Genomic DNA, 17,688 nt, shown 5'->3' on the forward strand with positions numbered 1-17,688 from the left:
CGCTCCCCCCAGCCAACCCCCTCGACCTGCCCCTCCGCCCCGCCCCTCGGCAAGCGCGCTCGACAGGCCCCCTCCGTAGGCCCCTCACTTCCCCCGCTCCGCCGCCTCCCGCCGCATCGCCGCGACGAGCAGATCGAGCGCGCGCTCGACGGCCGAGCCCGCCATGAGCGGGAGATGCTCCCGTACGCGGTACAGGCTCGGGTATTCGTCAGCGGGCAGGCTGCCGTACTGCGCCTGCCAGGCCTGCTCGTCCGCCGCGCGCTGGGCGGGTGCCAGCCGCAGCACACCGGCGTCCAGGGCCGCATGGCCGAGGGCGGTGTCCACGAGCGCGTGGTAGTGGCGGACGGCGGTGGCCTCGTCGAAGCCGGCCTGGAGCAACAGGCCGATGCCCGTGTCGACCGCGCGCTGCTCATGGGGCCGGCCCGTGACCCGCACCGTGCTGAACACGGCGATCTGCGGATGGCGCAGCGCGGAGCGGTAGGCGCGCAGGCCAAGCTCGCGCAGGTCGGCGGCCCAGTCGCCGCTGGATCCGAAGCCGACCATGGACTCGCCGATGAGCCGGTCGGCCAGCGCCAGCAGCAGATCCTCGGTGTTGCGGAAGTAGCGGTAGACGGCGGAGGGATCGGCGCCGAGGGCCGCACCGAGTTTGCGCACGGTGAAGGCCTGCGCTCCCTGGGCGTCGATCAGTTCACAGGCGGCGTCGACGATGAGATCGGCGGACAGGACCACCCCCGAACTGGTCGGCCGGCGCCGCTTGCGCTCGGCCGGCACGCGCTCGCTCTCCGTCACGCCGGTCCCCTCCATATCGCTCCGTCGCCGGCCCCCGGGCCCTGTGCGGGCCAGTTAATCACCAGGTTACGTCAACACCGTTGACACAAGGATGAACGGACGGTTTCATCGGCGGACATACACGGACCGCCGCGGTGCCGTACCCCGCACCGCACCTCTCTTTCCACGACGCGGCCAGGCCCCGATCCCGGGCCCGGCCCGTGCCGCCCTGCCCCGCCACGCCGCCCGCACCTCCCCCTGGCCCGGCCCCAGTCCGGTCCGGGCAGTCGTCCAAGGAGTGAGTGCCATGCCTTCCCCCGTGCAGCAGGACCCCGGCCAGCCGAGAATGCGCCGCTCGCTGGGGGTGAAGGACGGCGTGGCCATCGCCGCGTCGAGCACCGCCGCCACCACCAGCATCGGCATCGGGATGGGCTCGCTGGCCGCGTACGCCGGGCGCCAGACGCCCGCCCTGCTGCTGCTCGCCTTCCTCCCCATCCTCGGCATCGCCCTGTCGTACGCGCGGCTCAACCGCACCGAGCCGAACTGCGGCAGCGGCTACACCTGGGTGGGCCGGTCCATCGGCCCCTGGCCCGGATTTCTGACCGGGTGGGTGGTGCTGATCGGTAACGTGATCTTCATGGCGTACACGGGGGCGGTGACCGGCTCCGTCGTGCTCCAGTTCCTCAACAAGCTCGGTCTGCACAGCGTGTGGGGGCTCCGGCTGGATCCGTCCTCGACCGGCATCAGCACCGCCGTCGGCCTGGTCGCGCTGGTCGTCGTCACGATCACCGCCATCACCGGCGTGCAGGCCGCGACCCGGCTGCAGATGTGGCTGCTGATCTTCGAGTACGCGGTGCTGGTGGCCTTCTGCGGCTATGCCCTGTACACCGGCGACCAGCCGTTCTCGCTGTCCTGGCTCAACCCCTTCGACATCGGCTCACCGCAGGCGCTGGCCCAGGGGATGGTGATCGCGGTGTTCATCTACTGGGGCTGCGATGCCGCGTTCAGCGTCAACGAGGAGACCCGCAGCGCCTCCGACGCGGCCCGCGGCGGACTGATCGCGCTGGTGGCGATGCTGGGGCTGTTCCTGATCGGTGCACTCGCGTTCCAGCGGGTGATGAGCACCGGCGAACTCATGCACAACGGTTCGCAGGCACTGACCTTCCTCGGCAGCAGCCTGGCACCGGAGCCCTGGGCCTCGCTGCCCCTGGCGGCCCTGATGTGCTCCGCCTTCGCCTCGCTCCAGTCGAGCGTGATCCCCACCGCCCGGGGCGCGTTGGCGATGGCCCGCGACCGGACGCTGGGCCCGGTGTGGCAGCGCGTGCATCCGCGCTACGGCTCGCCCGCCGTGGGCACCCTCGTGATCATGGCGCTCGCGGCGCTGCTGGCCGTACTTGCGGTCGGCATCCCCAAGCTCAACGACATGATCCTCACTGCGGTCAACTCCATCGGCCTGACCGTGGCCCTCTACTACGGCCTGACCGCGCTCGCCTGCGCGGTGCGTTTCCGCAGCAGCCTGCGCGACGGAGTGGTGCGCGCGCTGCGGGACGTGGTCGTCCCGGCGGCGAGCGCGCTGACCCTCTTCGGGCTCGGCGCCTACCTCGTCTGGGACTACGCGACCATGAGCGACCACTTCGAGGCCAGCCCGGACAACGGCTGGTTCATGCTGCTGCTGCCCGCACTGTTCCTCCTGCTGGGCCTGGCCACCGCCGCCTGGGCCAAGTGGGTGCGCCGAGCCCCGTACTTCCACACCGGGCGGGGGACGGACGCCGATGCGCTCACCCTGCCGATGGACGGGGACGCCGGCGCCCCGCTGCCGCGCCCCGTGGAGAGCTGACCGCAGCGCCCGTGGAGAGCTCACCGCCCGCCCGGTCCCCGCCCCGGCCCCTACGACGACCGCACCACCCACCCCACACCACTGGAGCAGCAACCTCATGGATCTCAGCACCACCGTGCACCCCGAGCCCGGCCCGGACGCCGCCTCCCCCGGCTCCCCCGGTGACCACCGCGCCGACCTCGTCTTCCTCTCCGGCCCCGTGCACACCGTCGACTCCGCGCGGACCCGGGCGAGCGCGGTGGCGGTCCGCGGGGACCGGATCATCGCCGTCGGGCACGACGCGGCGGTGCGCGAGCTGATCGGGCCCGGCACGGAGGTCGTCGATCTGGGCGGCAAGCTGCTGATCCCCGGCTTCCAGGACGCCCATGTCCATCCGGTCGGCGGCGGGCTGGAGTTGGCGCTGTGCGATCTGAGTGCGGCGGAGACGGCCACGGCGTACCGCGAGCTGATCAGCGCGTATGCGACAGCGCATCCACAGGTTCCGTGGATCACGGGCGGCGGCTGGTCCCTGGAGGCGTTCCCCGGCGGGATGCCGACCCGGGAGTTTCTGGACGAGCTCGTCCGCGACCGCCCGGTGTTCCTCGTCAACCGTGATCACCACGGCGCCTGGGCCAACAGCTGCGCACTGGAGCGAGCCGGGATCACCGCCGGTACGCCGGACCCGGCCGACGGGCGCATCGAGCGGGACGCCGACGGCCGCCCGACCGGCATGCTGCAGGAGGGAGCCATGCGGCTGGTCGGCGACCTGGTGCCGGCACCGACGCTCGCCGAGCAGACCGCCGGCCTGCTCAGGGCGCAGCGCCTGCTGCACGGGTACGGGGTGACCGCCTGGCAGGACGCGATGCTGGGCCGCGCTCCGGGGACGTCCGACGTCACTCCCGCCTACGTGGCCGCCCGCAGCGAGGGGAAGCTCACCGCGCGGGTGCGCGGGGCGCTGTGGTGGGAGCGGGACCGTGGAGTGGAGCAGATCCCCGAACTGGTCGCCCGACGGAAGGAGTTGACGGGCGGGCGGCTCCAGGCGACCAGCGTCAAGATCATGCAGGACGGGATCGCCGAGAACCACACGGCTGCCATGCTCACCCCCTACCTCACCGCCTGCGGCTGCTCCTCCGACAACAGCGGCATCTCCTTCATCGACCCAGAGGAGCTGCGCACCTACGTCACCCGGCTGGACGCGGAAGGGTTCCAGGTGCACTTCCACGCCCTGGGCGACCGGGCCGTACGCGAGGCGCTGGACGCGGTCGAGGCGGCCCGGCGGACGAACGGCCGGACCGACACCCGGCCGCACCTCGCGCATCTCCAGGTGGTCCACCCCGATGACATACCGCGCTTCCGCCGGCTCGGCGCGACCGCGAACATCCAGGCGCTCTGGGCGGCCCACGAACCGCAGATGGACGAGCTGACGATCCCCTTCCTGGGCGCCCAACGGGCCGCCTGGCAGTACCCGTTCGGTGATCTGCTGCGCTCGGGCGCCACCCTCGCGGCAGGCAGCGACTGGCCGGTCAGCTCCCCCGACCCGATCGCCGCCCTGCATGTCGCGGTCAACCGCCGGACCCCGGACGCCCCGGACTCGGCACCGCCCTTCCTGCCCGAACAGCGCATCGACCTGGGTGCGGCACTGGCCGCGTACACGGCCGGCAGCGCCTACGCCAACCACCTCGACGACACCGGCACCATCCGGCCGGGCATGCTGGCCGACCTGGCCGTCCTCGACCGCGACCCGTTCGACGGCCCCGAGGACGAGATCGCCGCGACCCGCGTGCTGCAGACCTTCGTCGGGGGGCGCCGGGTGTACGCGGCCGACGACGCCTGAGGCAGACGGCACGGCCGGGGCCCCACACCCCGGCCGTGCGCCGCGCACCGCCGTCCGCGCCGTACGCCCGGTGGCCCGGCCCCGCGATCCCGCCGGGCCGGTCCACCGGGTGCGCCGTACCCCTACTCGATGACGAGCTCGACGTCGATGTTGCCGCGGGTGGCCTTGGAGTACGGGCAGAACTCGTGCGTCGCCTCGACCAGCTTCCGCCCGGTCTCGCCCGCGAGGGTCTCCGGCAGCTCCACCCGCATGACGACGCCGAGGCCGAAGCCGGTGCCGTCCTTGCCGATCGAGACCTCGGCGGTGACCGAGACGTCCTTGGTGTCGATCTTCATCTGGCGGCCGACATTGCTCATCGCGCTGGCGAAGCAGGCCGCATAGCCGGCGGCGAAGAGCTGCTCCGGGTTCGTGCCCGCGCCGTTGCCGCCGAGCTCAGGGGGCATGGCCAGGGCGAGGTCGATCCGGCCGTCGGAGCTGACGGCCCGTCCCTCACGGCCGTTGGCAGTGGCGACAGCGGTGTACAGCGCGTCCATCACGGTTCCCTTCGTAGCGCGGCGGCCGTTTCCCGGCCGCCCGATGGGCACTACAGTCGCACACATCTAAATTGTGCGCAACTAAGTTGCGCGCAATTAAATAACCCGGCGAGCTAACCTGTTCCCATGACCCCTACGACCAGGCCTCCGGTACCCGACGCCGAACTGCTCCGCCTCGACCACCAGGTCTGCTTCTCGCTGCACGCCGCCTCGCGCGCCTTCGGCGGCGTCTACCGGGACGCCCTCAAGGGCCTGGGCCTGACCTACCCCCAGTACCTGGTCATGCTGGTCCTGTGGGAGCACGGCCCCCAGCCGGTCAAGGCCATCGGCGAACAGCTCCGGCTGGATTCCGGCACCCTCTCCCCGCTGCTCAAGCGGTTGGAGTCGGCCGGCCTGGTACGGCGCGAACGGAGCACCGAGGACGAGCGCTCGGTCACCATCCACCTCACGCCCGCCGGCGACGAGCTGCGCGCCCAGGCCCTGCCGGTCCCGCGCCGAATGCTGGCCGCGACCGGCCTCACCATCGAGGAACTGCGCACGCTCCAGGGCCTGTTGGGGCGGGTGACCAGCGCCCTCGACGAGGCCTGAGCCCACCGTTCCCCCGAGTCCGCCGCCATCCGGCCCGTACCTCTCGACGGTCCGCGGCGTTACGTACGTAGGTGCTTTCCGCGGCATCCGCAAGGCGAGGCACGGACGCCTTGCCCACCCTGGTGCGCTCATCACCCCATTGAGCTACCAAGGTTGGGGAGTCATCAGGACAAAGGCGTATAAAGGGTGGTCAAACCAGCCGGAGCCGCCGGTGAAATCCCGCCCACGACGCGGTTGGCAGCATCGCCTACGACAAGGAGGAGCGCCACGTGAATGCGGCAGAAGTTGTCACCACCATGCTGGTCCAACGGTTCGGGGTCTCCTCGGGCGACATCACCGACGGGACTCCGCTGCGCAGCCTGCGGCTGGACTCCCTGGCACTGGAAGAGCTCCGCGTCCTCATCGAGGAGCGGCTGGACATCGACCTCGACGAGGTGACGCTGACCCCGCGGAACACCGTGGGCCAGCTGGTGGCGGCCGTCGACGGCAAAGTTCCGGCATGACGGGCCGCCAGGAGCCGTTCTCCGCGGCCGTAACAGGACTGGGACTGGTCACCGCGGCGGGCGTCGGCGCGAAGGCCACCTGGCACTCCGTCACCCAGGACACGGTGCCCACCGGCGTGGCGCGCCACGAGGAACTCGCCGATCTGCCCTGCGACTTCATGTACACCGTCGCGGATCTGGACACCCTCGGGCTGCTCGGCGTGGCCACCCAGCGGCTGATGGACCGCTTTTCGCAGTTGGCGGTCATCGCCGCCCGGGAGGCCGTCTCCGATGCCGGACTCGACACCGAATCCTGGGACAGCAGCCGCGTCGCCGTGGTCATCGGCTCCGCGCACGGCGGGCTGCCGTTCTACGACCAGCAGCATGTGGCGATGGCCGGGCGCGGCGCCCGGCGGGTCTCGCCCAAGCTCGCCCCGCTGACCGTCGTCAACAGCGCCGCCAGCAGTGTCTGCACGGATCTCGGCGCCCACGGCCCCAGCCTGGGGGTGGCCACGGCCTGCTCCTCCGGCACCGTCGCGCTGGGCACCGCGCACCAGCTGCTGCGCGCCGGGGTCTGCGACATCGCCATCGCCGGCGGGGCGGAGTCGGTGCTGTCCCGGCTGCTGATCGCCAGCGCCTGCCAGATGAAGGCGGTCTCCACCCGCCGGGACGACCCGGCCGCGGCCTGCCGCCCCTTCGATGCGGGCCGGGACGGCTTCGTGGTCGGCGAGGGCGCCGGGCTCCTGGTGCTGGAGCGCCCCGAGCACGCCCGGGCCCGCCGGGCGCCCGTCCGCGCACACATCCGCGGATACGGCGCGTCCAGCGACGCCTACGCCGCGGTGGCCCCGGACCCCGAGGGCAACGGCATCGAGCGGGCGCTGCGTACCGCGCTGGCGGACGCGGAGGTGCAGCCGGGCGACGTCGGGCACGTCAATGCGCACGGCACCTCGACGGTGGTCAATGACCGGATCGAGGCCGTCATGCTGCACCGGGTGCTCGGCGATCATCCCCTGGTCACCTCGACGAAGGCGATGACCGGACATGCCCTGGGCGCCGCCGGCGGCATCGAGACCGCGCTCACCGTGCTCGCCCTGGAGCAGCAGCTGGTGCCGCCGACCGCCAACCTCGATGTGCCGGATCCGCGGATCCCGATCGACATCGTGCGCAAGGAGGCCCGGCCGGCGGCCTTCGACTGTGCGGTCAAGACGTCGCTCGGCTTCGGCGGGCACAATGCCGCGCTGGTACTGACCCGCTAGGGCGGCTCTTTCGGATCCGCCCGGATCAGGCCGCGGCCCCGAGGTGATCCGAGAGCCCCGCCCTGGACCGCCCATCGGCGCATGTCCCCGCCGGTGCCCCGAGAAGGAATCTGCCATGTCCGAGGAAATGATCCGCACCCTGTCGGTGTGCGGGCTGTCCTATTCCTACCGGCGGCTGCGGCAGCCGGAGCGGACCACCGAGCCCGTGCTGGTGCTGGGTGGCGCGCTGCAGGGGATGTTCGGCTGGGCGCAGATGGAAGATCATGTCGGGCCGGTGGCGGATGTGGTGACCGCCGATCTGCCGGGCATGGGCAACGCCGATCCGCTCCCCCCGGGGCCGAGCATCGATCTCGTCTGCGCGGCGATCGAGCGGATCATCGACGATCTGGACGTGCCGCGGGTCAATCTCTTCGGCTTCTCCTACGGCGCGGGCCTGGCGTACGGGTGCGCCCGGCGGTTCCCCGGGCGCATCGCACGGCTCGCCCTCGGCGGGGTTCCGGCCGATATCAGCGAGGCGCAGGTGGAGCTGTGGCGGCGGGCCTCCGACCACCTCATGGACGGCGACACCGAGTCCTTCGCCACCCTCGTGACCGAGGGGCTGATGTGTCTCGACACCGGCCGGCACGTCGTCCACCGGGAGCTGGCGTACCGCTACGTCAGGCGCTCGATGCTGCATGCGGCCCGGAACTCCCGGCATACCGTCGAAGCGCTGAACCGCGGGCTCCTGGACCGCCCGGACTTCTCCGGCGGACTGGCCGGCATCCCCACCCTCGTCTTCAGCGGCGAGCACGACACGGTGACCTCCCCGGCCCGCCAGCGTGACTTCGCGGCCACCATCCCGGGCAGCCGCTTTCTGACGATTCCCGATGCCGACCACTGGGTGGTGCTCGAACGCCCGCAGGAGGTCGGGGACTTGGCCGCCCGGTTCTTCACCGACGGCCCGCTGAGCTCGGCACCCTGCCTCGCGCCGGTGGTGCGCAGGGAGCCGTCCGCGGCCGATCCGGCGTGTGCGTGATCCACGGAGCCGGATAGATCCCCTTGCGGTTATATAACCGTCTAGGCATGCTGGGGCCATGTCCATACCGTTCGACGTGCTCGCCGAGCCGAGCCGGCGCAAGATCCTCGACCTGCTCCTGGAGCGGCCGCGCCTGGTCGGCGAGCTCACCGAGCAGCTCGGACTGAGCCAGCCCGGCACCTCCAAGCATCTGCGGGTGCTCCGCGAGGCCGGACTCGTCCGGGTCCGGCAGGACGCCCAGCGCCGGTGGTACGAGCTCCGACCCGAGCCCCTGGCGGAGCTGGACGCCTGGCTCGCCCACTACCGACACCTGTGGGCCGGGAGCCTTGACGCCCTGGAACGGCACCTCGACGCCATGGAGGACGACCCCCGATGAACCCGCACTCCGACTCTCTCACCACCTCCGACGGCCGCACCTCGCTGCGCATGGAGCGCAGGCTCGCCCATCCGCCCGCGAAGGTCTGGGCGGCGATCACCGACCCGGCGCAGATCGGGCAGTGGTTCCCCGCCGAGGTCACCGTCGAGCTCCGGCCCGGCGGAGCGATGACCTTCACCATGCCGGGCGTCAGCGGGGTCGCCATGACCGGAACGGTCACCGACGCCGAGGAGCCCCGGCTGTTCGCCTTCACCTGGGGCGAGGACCATCTGCGCTGGGAGATCACCCCGGACGGGGAGGGCTCGCTGCTGACCTTGGTGCACACCTTCGGCGACCGCTTCGGCGGCGCCAGCTTCGCGTCCGGCTGGCATCTGTGCCTCACCGGGCTGTCGCAGCTCCTGGACGGCACCTCGACCGCCGTGGAGCGCGATATGGGCGAGCTGCATGAGGCGTATGTCGAGCAGTTCGATCTCGGGCAGGGCGTGATCGAGGACACCGCGGACGGCCCGCGGATCCGCTTCGAGCGTCAGCTCGTCAAGCCCGCCGAGACGGTCTGGGCCGCGCTGACCTCGGGCGAGGAGCCCGCGGCCGGCGCACCGGCACCGGAGGGCTTCACCGCGGGGGACGCGGCGGCCGGGTCCGTCACCGAGGTGCGGGCCCCGTCGGTGCTCGCCTACCGCTGGCATCCGCAGGGCACGGTCCGCTGGGAGCTGGGCCGGGGCACCGGCCACGGCGCCCGCCTCGTCCTCACCCAGACCGGCCCGCGGGGTTTCGACACGGCCGCCGCGCTGGATGCCTGGCACGACCGCATCGAGCACCTCGCGGCACGGCTGCTGGCCGACTGACATTCCGCATTTCCCCGCCCCCGCTACGCCGCGCTCCCTGTGGATTCCCCAGGGGGCGCGAGCGATAGGGCGCTCGGCGGTCGATCCGGACCGCCGCTTCCCGCCGTTTCCCGCCGCGGAAATGCCTCTTCCCCGTGTGAGCCAGGCAACTTTACGGGGCTCCGGAGAAGCCTTTGACGTCCTTGCCGGGTGATGCACGGCACGCGACGTACGTCACGTACGAGCACCCCTAGTCGCCGCCTTTCCCGGCATTACCGCATAGCGCGGTCTTTATAAAGGACATCTCGCCCTATCTCACGAAGATAGGTAGTACAAAGCATCATTGCCACCATCCAGGGCCCGCGTTAACCATGTTCCGCGTAGCACCGAGAACGAGCCTGCGGACTCAGCCAGAACGGCGGACGCGGCCACGACCCTCGGTTCTCACGCGCCAACCGAAGGCCGCCTCCCCCGCCACCAAGCCCTGGAAGAGGTCACATCCGCATGCCTGGTTTCACCCTGCCCCGCACCGTCCGTACGACCCGTATCACCCGCGCCCACAAGATCTCCGCGGCAGTGGTGGCGTCCGCAAGCTGTGCCGCCGCTCTGGCGCTCACCGCGGCGCCGAGCAACGCCGAGACCACTGCCGCCCATGCGCCGGCCGCGGTGAAGCCGGTCAGCGCCAACGGCCTGCCGCTCACCGCGAAGGACCGGGCGGACGACGGCACGAAGGACCAGCAGCTCGCCTCGTCCCTCACCACCGGCCTCAAGGTCACCGCCGTCTCGAAGCAGGGCCACGCGGCCAAGCAGGCCGCCGACCGGTCCGCGGACCGCAAGGTCATCGCCGCGCCGAAGGCCGCCGCTCCGAAGGCCGCTCCCAAGGCCGCCCCCAAGGCTGCGCCGAAGGCCTCCCCCAAGCGCTACGCGAACAACCTCGACGGCTGGATCCGTGAGTCGCTCGACATCATGAAGTCCAAGCGCATACCGGGCTCGTACGAGGGCCTGCACCGCAACATCATGCGGGAGTCCAGCGGCAACCCGAACGCCGTCAACGACTGGGACATCAATGCCATCAACGGCATCCCGTCCAAGGGCCTGCTGCAGGTGATCCAGCCCACCTTCAACACGTACCACGTGTCGGGCACGCCCCATAAGCTCACCGACCCGGTCGCCAACATCACCGCCGCGGCCAACTACGCGGCGCACCGTTACGGCTCGATCGACAACGTCAACTCGGCCTACTGAGCCGACGGGACACGACCGTGCGGACGGTCGGAGCAAACTGAGACGGGTGCCGCCCAGGCGGCCCCCCGGCATGGCAACGGCAGTGGCCCTGCCCGCAACTCGCGGGTGGGGCCATTGCCGTTGCCGTGGTGCGTGGGCGCCGCCCGTCAGTAGCGGTCCCGTTGCACGGGAGCGCCGAAGAGGACGTCGAGGACCTGCTCGGCCACGCGAAGTCCCGCCCGTTCCTTGGCGGTGAGGTGACGGTGGCCATCGGCCGGTGCCGCGGCCGCGGGGCCGGCGGCGAGGAAGCCCGTGACGAGAAGACCGGTGAGAACGACGGCGAGACGACGGAGCATGAGCACTTCCCTACGGTGAGTGCGGACAGTGTGCGGTGTCACCCTCCGGGAGCGGAGGGCCCGTAGTCATGCGACAGCCCCGGACGCTGCTGCGAACGGCCCAGCGGCACCGCCGTATCGCCGTATCGCAGGCTCACCAACGGCCGAGCGGACGCCGCTCCTCCCCCGCGCCACACGCCCGTGACGCCGGGCCACGACCCGGCCGTGAAGGGGTCATGAATCTGCCGTGAGTCGGGCCACAATTACCGCCCTTTTCGGGCCCGGACACAGTGCCCCTCGCCACATTTGCGGATTCCCGGTGCGCCGCGCATGCCCGTCGTCCGGATAAATCGGCGGCCGCCGACGGGTAAAGCGGTGCCGGAGCGCGGTAATTCCGGTGTGAGCCAGGCAACTTATAGCCGGGGCTCCAGGGGGCTTTACGGCCGCTCTCGGGTGACCCGACGCACGCGACGTATGTCACTTACGACTCTGTCTAGTCGATAGCGTGTGGCCAATCCGGGTCAACGGAGCCAGAAACGCTTATCACTTCGGGGATGCGGGTTTCTCTCACGAAGCGGAGTAGTACAGAGCACCATTGCCTCAATTCGGGACGGGCGTTAACCATGGATTCCGACGCGCTGAGAGCGAGTTTGCGATTCACGCCCCAAAGGCGAACGCAGCAAAGACCTCCGGTTCGTCTCGCGCCGCCAAAAAGGCCGCCTCCCCGTCCCCGTACCTGGAAGAGGTCACTCTGCATGCCCAGCTTCACCCTGCCCCGCGCTGCCCGTATCACCCGCATCACCCGCACCCACAAGATCGCCGTGGCCGTTCTGGCCGCCGCGGGTGCCACCTCGGGCCTGGCCCTCACCTCGGCTCCGGACGCTGCTCAGGCCGCTTCTGAGCACGCCCCGGCCGCGGTCCAGACCGTCGATGCGAAGGGCCAGCCGGCGAAGGCCGACAACGCCAAGCCCAGCCGCGCGGTGACCGCCTCGGTCGCCGACCGCGTGAAGGTCAGCGGCGTCGCGAAGCAGCACAGCGCCCTGCAGGCCGCCAACCGCTCCACCGAGCGCAAGGCCGTCAAGGACTACCCGAACAACCTGGACGGCTGGATCCGCCAGTCCCTGGACATCATGAAGGCCAAGGGCATCCCGGGCTCCTACGAGGGCCTGCACCGCAACATCATGCGGGAGTCCAGCGGCGACCCGAACGCCGTCAACGGCTGGGACGTCAACGCCGTCAACGGCATACCGTCCAAGGGCCTGCTGCAGGTGATCCAGCCCACGTTCGACCAGTACCACGTGGCCGGCACCGCCAACAAGCTCACCGACCCGGTCGCCAACATCACCGCCGCGGCCAACTACGCGGCCGACCGCTACGGCTCGATCGACAACGTCAACTCGGCCTACTGAGCCGACGCAGCCGAAGAGCCGTCGCCCACGCACCGAGGCCGGACCGACCGGATGAGGCAACGGGTATGACGGACCCCACAAGCGAGCCGACAGGCTCTGCATAAGGCAGCTTGCGAAGCGGCGGAATGGCGCGTTCGCCGCTGCGCGGTGAAGCGGGTCCCGGCACAGCCGGGGCCCGCTTCGCTCTGTCTCGGACAAGCGCTCGGACCGGGGCCCTGGCGACGCTTCCGACCGCCAGACGGGTGAGATGCGAGACCGGTCGGCGGACTGACGGCCTGTTGGGCCATGGCGTCAGGCGGTTCTGCGTATAAGTCTCTTATCGGCAGGATTCTGCTCAAAAGCTGCCGAACCTGACTCAACCGAAGGCCTTCGGAGGCATGCGATGCCCTTGCGCAGATCCGGTCCGGCCCGCCGTACTGTCCCTATTGCGGCCGGAACTCTTGTCTCTCTTCTCTCCGTGCTGCCGCTCGCGCTGTCCGGCGCCGCCACGGCGCAGGATGCCGGGAAGAGACCCGCCCACCCCGACCAGGACTGGATGGGGTCCACCATCGTGGCCCATGAGGGCACCCTCCGGGCCGCGGCCGGTGGCCTCGCACCACGGGCGTCGTCCAGAAGGGGCGTGTCCGGCGTCGATGTCTCCAGCCACAACCGCAAGGTCGGCTGGTCGGGACTGCGCAGGTCCGGGGTGCGGTTCGCCTACGTCAAGGCCACCGAGGGGACCAACTACACGAACCCGTACTTCGCGCAGCAGTACCGGGGCTCGTACAACTCCGGCATGATCCACGGCGCGTACCACTTCGCGCTGCCCGACCACTCCAGCGGCGGTTCCCAGGCGGAGTACTTCGCCGACCACGGCGGCGACTGGTCCCGGGACGGCAGGACGCTGCCCGGTGCCCTCGACATGGAGTACAACCCCTACGGCGCGACCTGCTACGGCAAGAGCCACAAGGGGATGGTCAACTGGATCCACGACTTCGTGCAGACCTACCGGGAGGAGACCGGCCGCTACCCGGTCATCTACACCTCCACCAACTGGTGGAAGCGGTGCACCGGCAACTCCGGCAAGTTCGGCAGGACGAATCCGTTGTGGATCCCGCGCTACGGCTCCTCCGTCGGCAAACTGCCCCGCGGCTGGGGTTACCACAGCATCTGGCAGCACACTTCCTCCGGTCACCCGGTGGGCGACCGCAACCGCTTCAACGGTTCGTACAGCCGCCTCAAGGTCCTCGCGAACGGCCGCTGACCCCGGCACCCTCGCCACCCCCGGCCGGTCCCCGGCGCCCTCTCCGGCGCCGGGGACCGGCCTTTTGTCGCACCCCTTGCACCCCTGCCGCCACAGCATTCCCGGAAATCCCTTGTCCCAGCATCTCAACTCGGCCAGAAAAAAGGGAATTCACGTCTGCGGTGCAACCATCCCGGGCCGGCCGGTGTCCAACACTGCGCAACGACCAATGCAAGGCACTGCACCCAACGGGGGTATTCACATGAAGCGTTCACGTGCCATCGCAGGATCGGCAATGCTGGCCGTGGCGGGAATCGCCACGATGGCGACGGCCACCACCGCAACCGCCGCGCCGAAGGCAGCCGCGTACAACGGAGCCTGCGGAAGCGGCTACAGAGTAGTGAATTCTGTACCGGTCACCGGAAAGGGGACCGTGTACCTGACGTACAGCGCAAAGACCGGAAAGAACTGTGTCGTCACGGTGCGGAACAAGGTCGGTAAGGCCGTGCAGATGTCCGCCTATGTCACGGCCACCAACGGCAGTTCCCCGTGGGTGTACGACAGCGGTAAGTACACCGCCTACGCCGGTCCCGTCTATCTGCCGGGTAAGGGCATCTGCGTGGACTGGGGCGGCTCGATCGAGTCGGTCAGCGTCAGCGTCTCCGGCTCCAACTGCGGCCGGTTCGCGGCCGGTGTGGTGACACACCACTGAGTCACTCATGGCAGCGGGCCCCGGGCGACGCACGCCCGGGGCCCGCTGTCGGCGTGTCCGAGGGGACGATCAGCGCCCTTGTGGCGACCGGGAGTTCGGCCGACAGCAGCCTGTCCCTCGGCAGTCACTCCCGGCGTGCCCGGTGTTCGGCTTCCGCGGTGGCGGCGATGTTGCGGGCCATGCCGCCGAAGACCGCGGCGTGGAAGGGCGAGACGGACCACCAGTACGCATGGCCGGTCAGTCCGTGCGGGTGGAACAGGGCCCGCTGGCCGTAGCGCGTCCGGCCCTGGGCGTCGCGGCCGACGGTCAGTTCCAGCCAAGCCAGGCCGGGGAGCCGCATCTCGGCGCGCAGCCGCAGCAGGCGCCCCGGGTCGACCTCCTCGACGCGCCAGAAGTCGAGCGGGTCACCGACCCGCAGCCGGCGGGCGTCCCGTCTGCCCCGGCGCAGCCCTACCCCGCCGACCAGCCGGTCCAGCCAGCCGCGCACCGCCCAGGCGAGCGGGAAGGAGTACCAGCCGTTGTCGCCGCCGATGCCTTCGACCACCTGCCACAGCACCTCGGGCGGCGCGTCCACGGTCCGCTCCCGCCGGTCGGTGTAGAGGCTGCCGCCGGCCCAGCCGGGGTCGGTGGGCAGTGGATCGCTCGGCGCGCCGGGCACCGCGGCGTTCGACCAGCGGGTGGCGACCTCGGCGTCCCGCACCCGGCGCAGCGCCAGTCGCAGCGCCTCGTCGAAGGCGATGGGGTGGCCCGGCGGGTCCGGGTCGGGGACGTACCGGGCGATGTCGTGCTCGCGGCAGACGACCTCGTGCCGCAGCGATTCGGCCAGCGGACGGGCCAGGCCGGGCGGTACGGGCGTGACCAGGCCGATCCAGAGGCTGGACAGGCGCGGGGTGAGCATGGGCACCGGCAGGATCAGCCGTTCGGGCAGCTCGGCGACGTGCGCGTAGCGCTGCATCATGGCGCGGTAGGTGAGCACTTCGGGTCCGCCGATGTCGAAGGCCCGGCTGACGTCGTCGGGCAGGCGCGCGCAGCCCACCAGGTAGCGCAGCACGTCGCGGACGGCGATCGGCTGGATGCGGGTGCGCACCCAGCTGGGGGTGACCATGACCGGCAGCCGCTCGGTGAGATAGCGCAGCATCTCGAACGAGGCCGAGCCGGAGCCGATGATGACGGCGGCGCGCAGCACGGCGGTGGGGACGCCGGACGCCAGCAGGATGTCCGCGACCTCGGCTCGGGAGCGCAGATGGGGTGACAGGTCCTGCTCGGGGATGCCCACCGGGGCGAGGCCGCCGAGGTAGACGATCCGGCGTACTCCGGCGGCGCGGGCCTGCCGGGCGAAGATCTGCGCGGCCTTACGGTCGGTGTCCTCGAACCGCCGGCCGCTGCCCAGGGCGTGCACCAGGTAGTACGCGATGTCGACGCCGTCCATGGCGGTGGCCACCGAGTCGGCGTCGGTGACATCGCCGCGCAGCACCTCCGTCTGCGTCGCCCAGGGATGGTCGCGCAGCTTCTCGGGGCTCCTGGCCAGTGCGCGTACGGCGTACCCGGCCGTGAGCAGCTCGGGGATCAGACGGCCGCCGATGTAGCCGGTGGCACCGGTGACCAGGGCGCGCGGCTGCGTCCCGGGCCGCGCCGGGACCTCGCCTGTGCCGGACATCTGCACGGCCTCCTCCGGCGGGTAGCGGGTCGATGACCTGCGACGTCAAGTCTGTCACCGGTGCCGCTACGAGGCATCGCGGCGCCGTTAGGGGGCGCCCTGCGGGGCCGCACGGCGCAGATGTGACGCGTGGCCAGGTCCCTGCGGGAGCGGGGCGGGACCGGGCCCCAGTCCGAAGGGAGGGTCGGGACCGGCGGGGGAACACAATCCGGCTGCTTCTCCGCCCGTTCCCGATCGTGGCGCTGCTGCTGAGCGGGCGGACGCCCGGCGTGCCGCCGCGCGGGTGACGCAGGGCCCTGGCCGCCACCTATCCCCGCGGCCCGCCCGAGCGTGACCGGGCGTCCCGGCAGGTGTCGCGGCGTGGCTCGGGCCGCCGCTCACGCTCACGGCCGGCGCCCCGCCCGGCCCCCTGGCCACCGCCACACTCGTGGCCATGGCCCGGATCCTGGCAGCAGGGCGGCTCGGCGTCCGCGTCACGGCTCGGGTCCAGGCCCAGCATGTCCATCAACATCGACAGGTCGTCCGCGTTCCGCGCATGGCCGGCCAGTGCCTTCCTGGCGAGCCGTCGGTCCTCGTCACACGGCACGGCGCGCGGCGCGGCGTCTTCGGCACTGCGGTGTTCATCGCTCACCGCTGCATTCTCAGCCGGACCGCGACGCCGTGCCCGTCGAGCGGGCCGATGGCAGTTCCGGGGAATTTCCGCCGGGCCACTGCTCCACCCGGGTGGGCGGGAGCCTCCGACGGGCAACGGGGACGCGGGCCCCTCCGCCGCTGCGCGCCACGGCAGGAGCCGTCCGTTTCCCGTGGCGATGCCGCTGCACCCCCGGACACCGGGGCAACACGGCGCCGGGGGCTTCCGGCAGCCGGGAATTCACCGCCTCACCGGCGCCCTACCCCGGCAGCGGGCGCCCTGCCGGGCCCCCTGATGCAGATCCCCCGGGACAGGACGATGCTGGAGTCGTGGGGGATCGTGGTGAGGAGGACGACTCATGTCCATGATGGACAAGATCAAGAGCATGCTGAAGGGCCACGAAAGCCAGACCGACAAGGGCGTCGAAAAGGCCGGCGACATGGTCGACGACAAGACCCAGGGCAAGTACAAGGGCCAGGTCGACACGGGCCAGGAGAAGCTCAGGGACGAGTTCGGCGGCGGACCGGGCCAGGACCGGCCACCGCAGACCTGAGCGGCCCGCCCGGCGGCGGTCACCTTCCGCCGCTCCGCCGTACGCCGCACGGATGAGCACCGCGCCATCCGGCCGGCCCGCGCCCGGTGCCCCCGCGCCCACGGGGTGCCGGTGGACGGGGCCGATGGGGTGAGGGCGGCGCCGTAGCGCATGCGACGGTGCCCGCCCCGGGATCGGGAGCGGGCACCGAGGGGCGAATCCGCGACTACGCCAGCCGGATCTTCTCCGCCTGGGGGCCCTTGTGCCCCTGGGTGACCTCGAAGGTCACCTTCTGGCCCTCTTGCAGCTCGCGGAAGCCCGTGGCGTCGATGTTCGAGTAGTGCGCGAAGACGTCGGCACCGCCGCCGTCCTGTGCGATAAAGCCGAAGCCTTTCTCCGAGTTGAACCACTTCACCGTGCCGGAAGCCATGTCCGTCTCCTTCGTTCAATGGGCTTGAGTCGGCTTCCGCGAGC

Annotated in this window: 19 protein-coding genes; 13 read left to right on the plus strand and 6 right to left on the minus strand. The window is 71.1% G+C overall.

Going from position 1 to position 17,688, the window contains the following annotated elements:
- Positions 1 to 84 precede the first annotated feature (84 nt).
- Positions 85 to 789: a TetR/AcrR family transcriptional regulator gene (locus CPH93_RS03015; protein WP_096215283.1), complete on the minus strand. Its 705-nt coding sequence runs from the start codon at positions 787 to 789 to the stop codon at positions 85 to 87.
- 286 nt (positions 790 to 1,075) lie between these two features.
- Between CPH93_RS03015 and CPH93_RS03020 the strand changes: the two genes are divergently transcribed.
- Together CPH93_RS03020 and CPH93_RS03025 are read left to right on the plus strand one after the other, a co-directional pair.
- Complete coding sequence (locus CPH93_RS03020) at positions 1,076 to 2,605, plus strand: APC family permease (RefSeq protein ID WP_231977156.1); 1,530 nt, start codon at positions 1,076 to 1,078, stop codon at positions 2,603 to 2,605.
- 97 nt (positions 2,606 to 2,702) lie between these two features.
- Entirely contained in the window at positions 2,703 to 4,418 is a 1,716-nt protein-coding gene (locus CPH93_RS03025; protein ID WP_096211843.1) for an amidohydrolase, read from the plus strand.
- 122 nt (positions 4,419 to 4,540) lie between these two features.
- On the opposite strand, the gene CPH93_RS03030 is transcribed toward CPH93_RS03025, so the two are convergent.
- A complete protein-coding gene (locus CPH93_RS03030) occupies positions 4,541 to 4,951 on the minus strand; it encodes an organic hydroperoxide resistance protein (protein ID WP_006601682.1) in 411 nt (136 codons plus the stop codon).
- Between the two features lie 126 nt (positions 4,952 to 5,077).
- Between CPH93_RS03030 and CPH93_RS03035 the strand changes: the two genes are divergently transcribed.
- The 7 genes from CPH93_RS03035 (at position 5,078) to CPH93_RS03065 (ending at position 10,737) form a co-directional block, all read left to right on the plus strand.
- Positions 5,078 to 5,539, plus strand: a complete 462-nt coding sequence (locus CPH93_RS03035) for a MarR family winged helix-turn-helix transcriptional regulator (protein ID WP_093487467.1) — start codon at positions 5,078 to 5,080, stop codon at positions 5,537 to 5,539.
- A gap of 269 nt (positions 5,540 to 5,808) precedes the next feature.
- Positions 5,809 to 6,042: an acyl carrier protein gene (locus CPH93_RS03040; RefSeq protein WP_006601684.1), complete on the plus strand. Its 234-nt coding sequence runs from the start codon at positions 5,809 to 5,811 to the stop codon at positions 6,040 to 6,042.
- The gene (locus CPH93_RS03045) at positions 6,039 to 7,277 is read left to right on the plus strand and encodes a beta-ketoacyl-[acyl-carrier-protein] synthase family protein (RefSeq protein WP_096211844.1); all 1,239 of its coding nucleotides are present in this window, start codon (positions 6,039 to 6,041) and stop codon (positions 7,275 to 7,277) included. Before CPH93_RS03040 ends, CPH93_RS03045 begins: the two co-directional genes overlap by 4 nt.
- A gap of 115 nt (positions 7,278 to 7,392) precedes the next feature.
- Positions 7,393 to 8,292, plus strand: coding sequence for an alpha/beta fold hydrolase (locus CPH93_RS03050; RefSeq protein WP_093487463.1), 900 nt, complete (start codon positions 7,393 to 7,395; stop codon positions 8,290 to 8,292).
- 58 nt (positions 8,293 to 8,350) lie between these two features.
- On the plus strand, positions 8,351 to 8,668 hold the full coding sequence (locus CPH93_RS03055) for an ArsR/SmtB family transcription factor (RefSeq protein ID WP_096211845.1): 318 nt from the start codon (positions 8,351 to 8,353) through the stop codon (positions 8,666 to 8,668).
- Complete coding sequence (locus CPH93_RS03060) at positions 8,665 to 9,513, plus strand: SRPBCC family protein (protein ID WP_096211846.1); 849 nt, start codon at positions 8,665 to 8,667, stop codon at positions 9,511 to 9,513. The genes CPH93_RS03055 and CPH93_RS03060 overlap by 4 nt, the downstream gene beginning before the upstream one ends.
- A gap of 483 nt (positions 9,514 to 9,996) precedes the next feature.
- The gene (locus CPH93_RS03065) at positions 9,997 to 10,737 is read left to right on the plus strand and encodes a transglycosylase SLT domain-containing protein (RefSeq protein ID WP_096211847.1); all 741 of its coding nucleotides are present in this window, start codon (positions 9,997 to 9,999) and stop codon (positions 10,735 to 10,737) included.
- A 146-nt stretch (positions 10,738 to 10,883) separates the two neighbouring features.
- Here CPH93_RS03065 and CPH93_RS03070 read toward each other — a convergent pair whose 3' ends face one another.
- Positions 10,884 to 11,072, minus strand: coding sequence for a hypothetical protein (locus tag CPH93_RS03070; protein WP_093487455.1), 189 nt, complete (start codon positions 11,070 to 11,072; stop codon positions 10,884 to 10,886).
- A 734-nt stretch (positions 11,073 to 11,806) separates the two neighbouring features.
- Between CPH93_RS03070 and CPH93_RS03075 the strand changes: the two genes are divergently transcribed.
- The 3 genes from CPH93_RS03075 to CPH93_RS03085 all read left to right on the plus strand — a co-directional run bounded on the left by CPH93_RS03075 (position 11,807) and on the right by CPH93_RS03085 (position 14,394).
- On the plus strand, positions 11,807 to 12,460 hold the full coding sequence (locus tag CPH93_RS03075) for a transglycosylase SLT domain-containing protein (protein WP_093487453.1): 654 nt from the start codon (positions 11,807 to 11,809) through the stop codon (positions 12,458 to 12,460).
- 382 nt (positions 12,461 to 12,842) lie between these two features.
- Positions 12,843 to 13,703 carry a lysozyme gene (locus CPH93_RS03080; RefSeq protein ID WP_093487451.1) on the plus strand — a complete coding sequence of 287 codons (861 nt, stop codon included), beginning with the start codon at positions 12,843 to 12,845 and terminating at the stop codon, positions 13,701 to 13,703.
- A 274-nt stretch (positions 13,704 to 13,977) separates the two neighbouring features.
- On the plus strand, positions 13,978 to 14,394 hold the full coding sequence (locus tag CPH93_RS03085) for a spore-associated protein A (RefSeq protein WP_093487449.1): 417 nt from the start codon (positions 13,978 to 13,980) through the stop codon (positions 14,392 to 14,394).
- A 124-nt stretch (positions 14,395 to 14,518) separates the two neighbouring features.
- Here the strand turns inward: CPH93_RS03085 and CPH93_RS03090 are convergent, their stop codons facing one another.
- Together CPH93_RS03090 and CPH93_RS03095 are read right to left on the minus strand one after the other, a co-directional pair.
- Complete coding sequence (locus tag CPH93_RS03090) at positions 14,519 to 16,051, minus strand: SDR family oxidoreductase (protein WP_096211848.1); 1,533 nt, start codon at positions 16,049 to 16,051, stop codon at positions 14,519 to 14,521.
- A 307-nt stretch (positions 16,052 to 16,358) separates the two neighbouring features.
- Entirely contained in the window at positions 16,359 to 16,682 is a 324-nt protein-coding gene (locus tag CPH93_RS03095) for a hypothetical protein (RefSeq protein ID WP_096211849.1), read from the minus strand.
- A gap of 358 nt (positions 16,683 to 17,040) precedes the next feature.
- Here CPH93_RS03095 and CPH93_RS03100 point away from each other — a divergent pair, with 358 nt between their 5' ends.
- Positions 17,041 to 17,235: an antitoxin gene (locus tag CPH93_RS03100; protein WP_006601695.1), complete on the plus strand. Its 195-nt coding sequence runs from the start codon at positions 17,041 to 17,043 to the stop codon at positions 17,233 to 17,235.
- Positions 17,236 to 17,440: 205 nt separating this feature from the next.
- Here CPH93_RS03100 and CPH93_RS03105 read toward each other — a convergent pair whose 3' ends face one another.
- Complete coding sequence (locus CPH93_RS03105) at positions 17,441 to 17,644, minus strand: cold-shock protein (protein ID WP_006601696.1); 204 nt, start codon at positions 17,642 to 17,644, stop codon at positions 17,441 to 17,443.
- Positions 17,645 to 17,688: the final 44 nt, after the last annotated feature.

Source organism: Streptomyces sp. 2323.1 (genome assembly GCF_900221035.1).
Lineage (GTDB): Bacteria > Actinomycetota > Actinomycetes > Streptomycetales > Streptomycetaceae > Streptomyces > Streptomyces sioyaensis.

What these genes read in the sequence shown, in the direction of transcription:
- CPH93_RS03030 (WP_006601682.1), bottom strand. Translation starts at nt 4,951, where the DNA reads ATGGACGCGCTGTACACCGCTGTCGCCACTGCCAACGGCCGTGAGGGA.
- CPH93_RS03080 (WP_093487451.1), top strand. Translation starts at nt 12,843, where the DNA reads ATGCCCTTGCGCAGATCCGGTCCGGCCCGCCGTACTGTCCCTATTGCG.
- CPH93_RS03035 (WP_093487467.1), top strand. Translation starts at nt 5,078, where the DNA reads ATGACCCCTACGACCAGGCCTCCGGTACCCGACGCCGAACTGCTCCGC.
- CPH93_RS03105 (WP_006601696.1), bottom strand. Translation starts at nt 17,644, where the DNA reads ATGGCTTCCGGCACGGTGAAGTGGTTCAACTCGGAGAAAGGCTTCGGC.
- CPH93_RS03075 (WP_093487453.1), top strand. Translation starts at nt 11,807, where the DNA reads ATGCCCAGCTTCACCCTGCCCCGCGCTGCCCGTATCACCCGCATCACC.
- CPH93_RS03060 (WP_096211846.1), top strand. Translation starts at nt 8,665, where the DNA reads ATGAACCCGCACTCCGACTCTCTCACCACCTCCGACGGCCGCACCTCG.
- CPH93_RS03045 (WP_096211844.1), top strand. Translation starts at nt 6,039, where the DNA reads ATGACGGGCCGCCAGGAGCCGTTCTCCGCGGCCGTAACAGGACTGGGA.
- CPH93_RS03065 (WP_096211847.1), top strand. Translation starts at nt 9,997, where the DNA reads ATGCCTGGTTTCACCCTGCCCCGCACCGTCCGTACGACCCGTATCACC.
- CPH93_RS03090 (WP_096211848.1), bottom strand. Translation starts at nt 16,051, where the DNA reads ATGTCCGGCACAGGCGAGGTCCCGGCGCGGCCCGGGACGCAGCCGCGC.
- CPH93_RS03085 (WP_093487449.1), top strand. Translation starts at nt 13,978, where the DNA reads ATGCTGGCCGTGGCGGGAATCGCCACGATGGCGACGGCCACCACCGCA.
- CPH93_RS03050 (WP_093487463.1), top strand. Translation starts at nt 7,393, where the DNA reads ATGTCCGAGGAAATGATCCGCACCCTGTCGGTGTGCGGGCTGTCCTAT.
- CPH93_RS03100 (WP_006601695.1), top strand. Translation starts at nt 17,041, where the DNA reads ATGTCCATGATGGACAAGATCAAGAGCATGCTGAAGGGCCACGAAAGC.
- CPH93_RS03070 (WP_093487455.1), bottom strand. Translation starts at nt 11,072, where the DNA reads ATGCTCCGTCGTCTCGCCGTCGTTCTCACCGGTCTTCTCGTCACGGGC.
- CPH93_RS03055 (WP_096211845.1), top strand. Translation starts at nt 8,351, where the DNA reads ATGTCCATACCGTTCGACGTGCTCGCCGAGCCGAGCCGGCGCAAGATC.
- CPH93_RS03020 (WP_231977156.1), top strand. Translation starts at nt 1,076, where the DNA reads ATGCCTTCCCCCGTGCAGCAGGACCCCGGCCAGCCGAGAATGCGCCGC.
- CPH93_RS03025 (WP_096211843.1), top strand. Translation starts at nt 2,703, where the DNA reads ATGGATCTCAGCACCACCGTGCACCCCGAGCCCGGCCCGGACGCCGCC.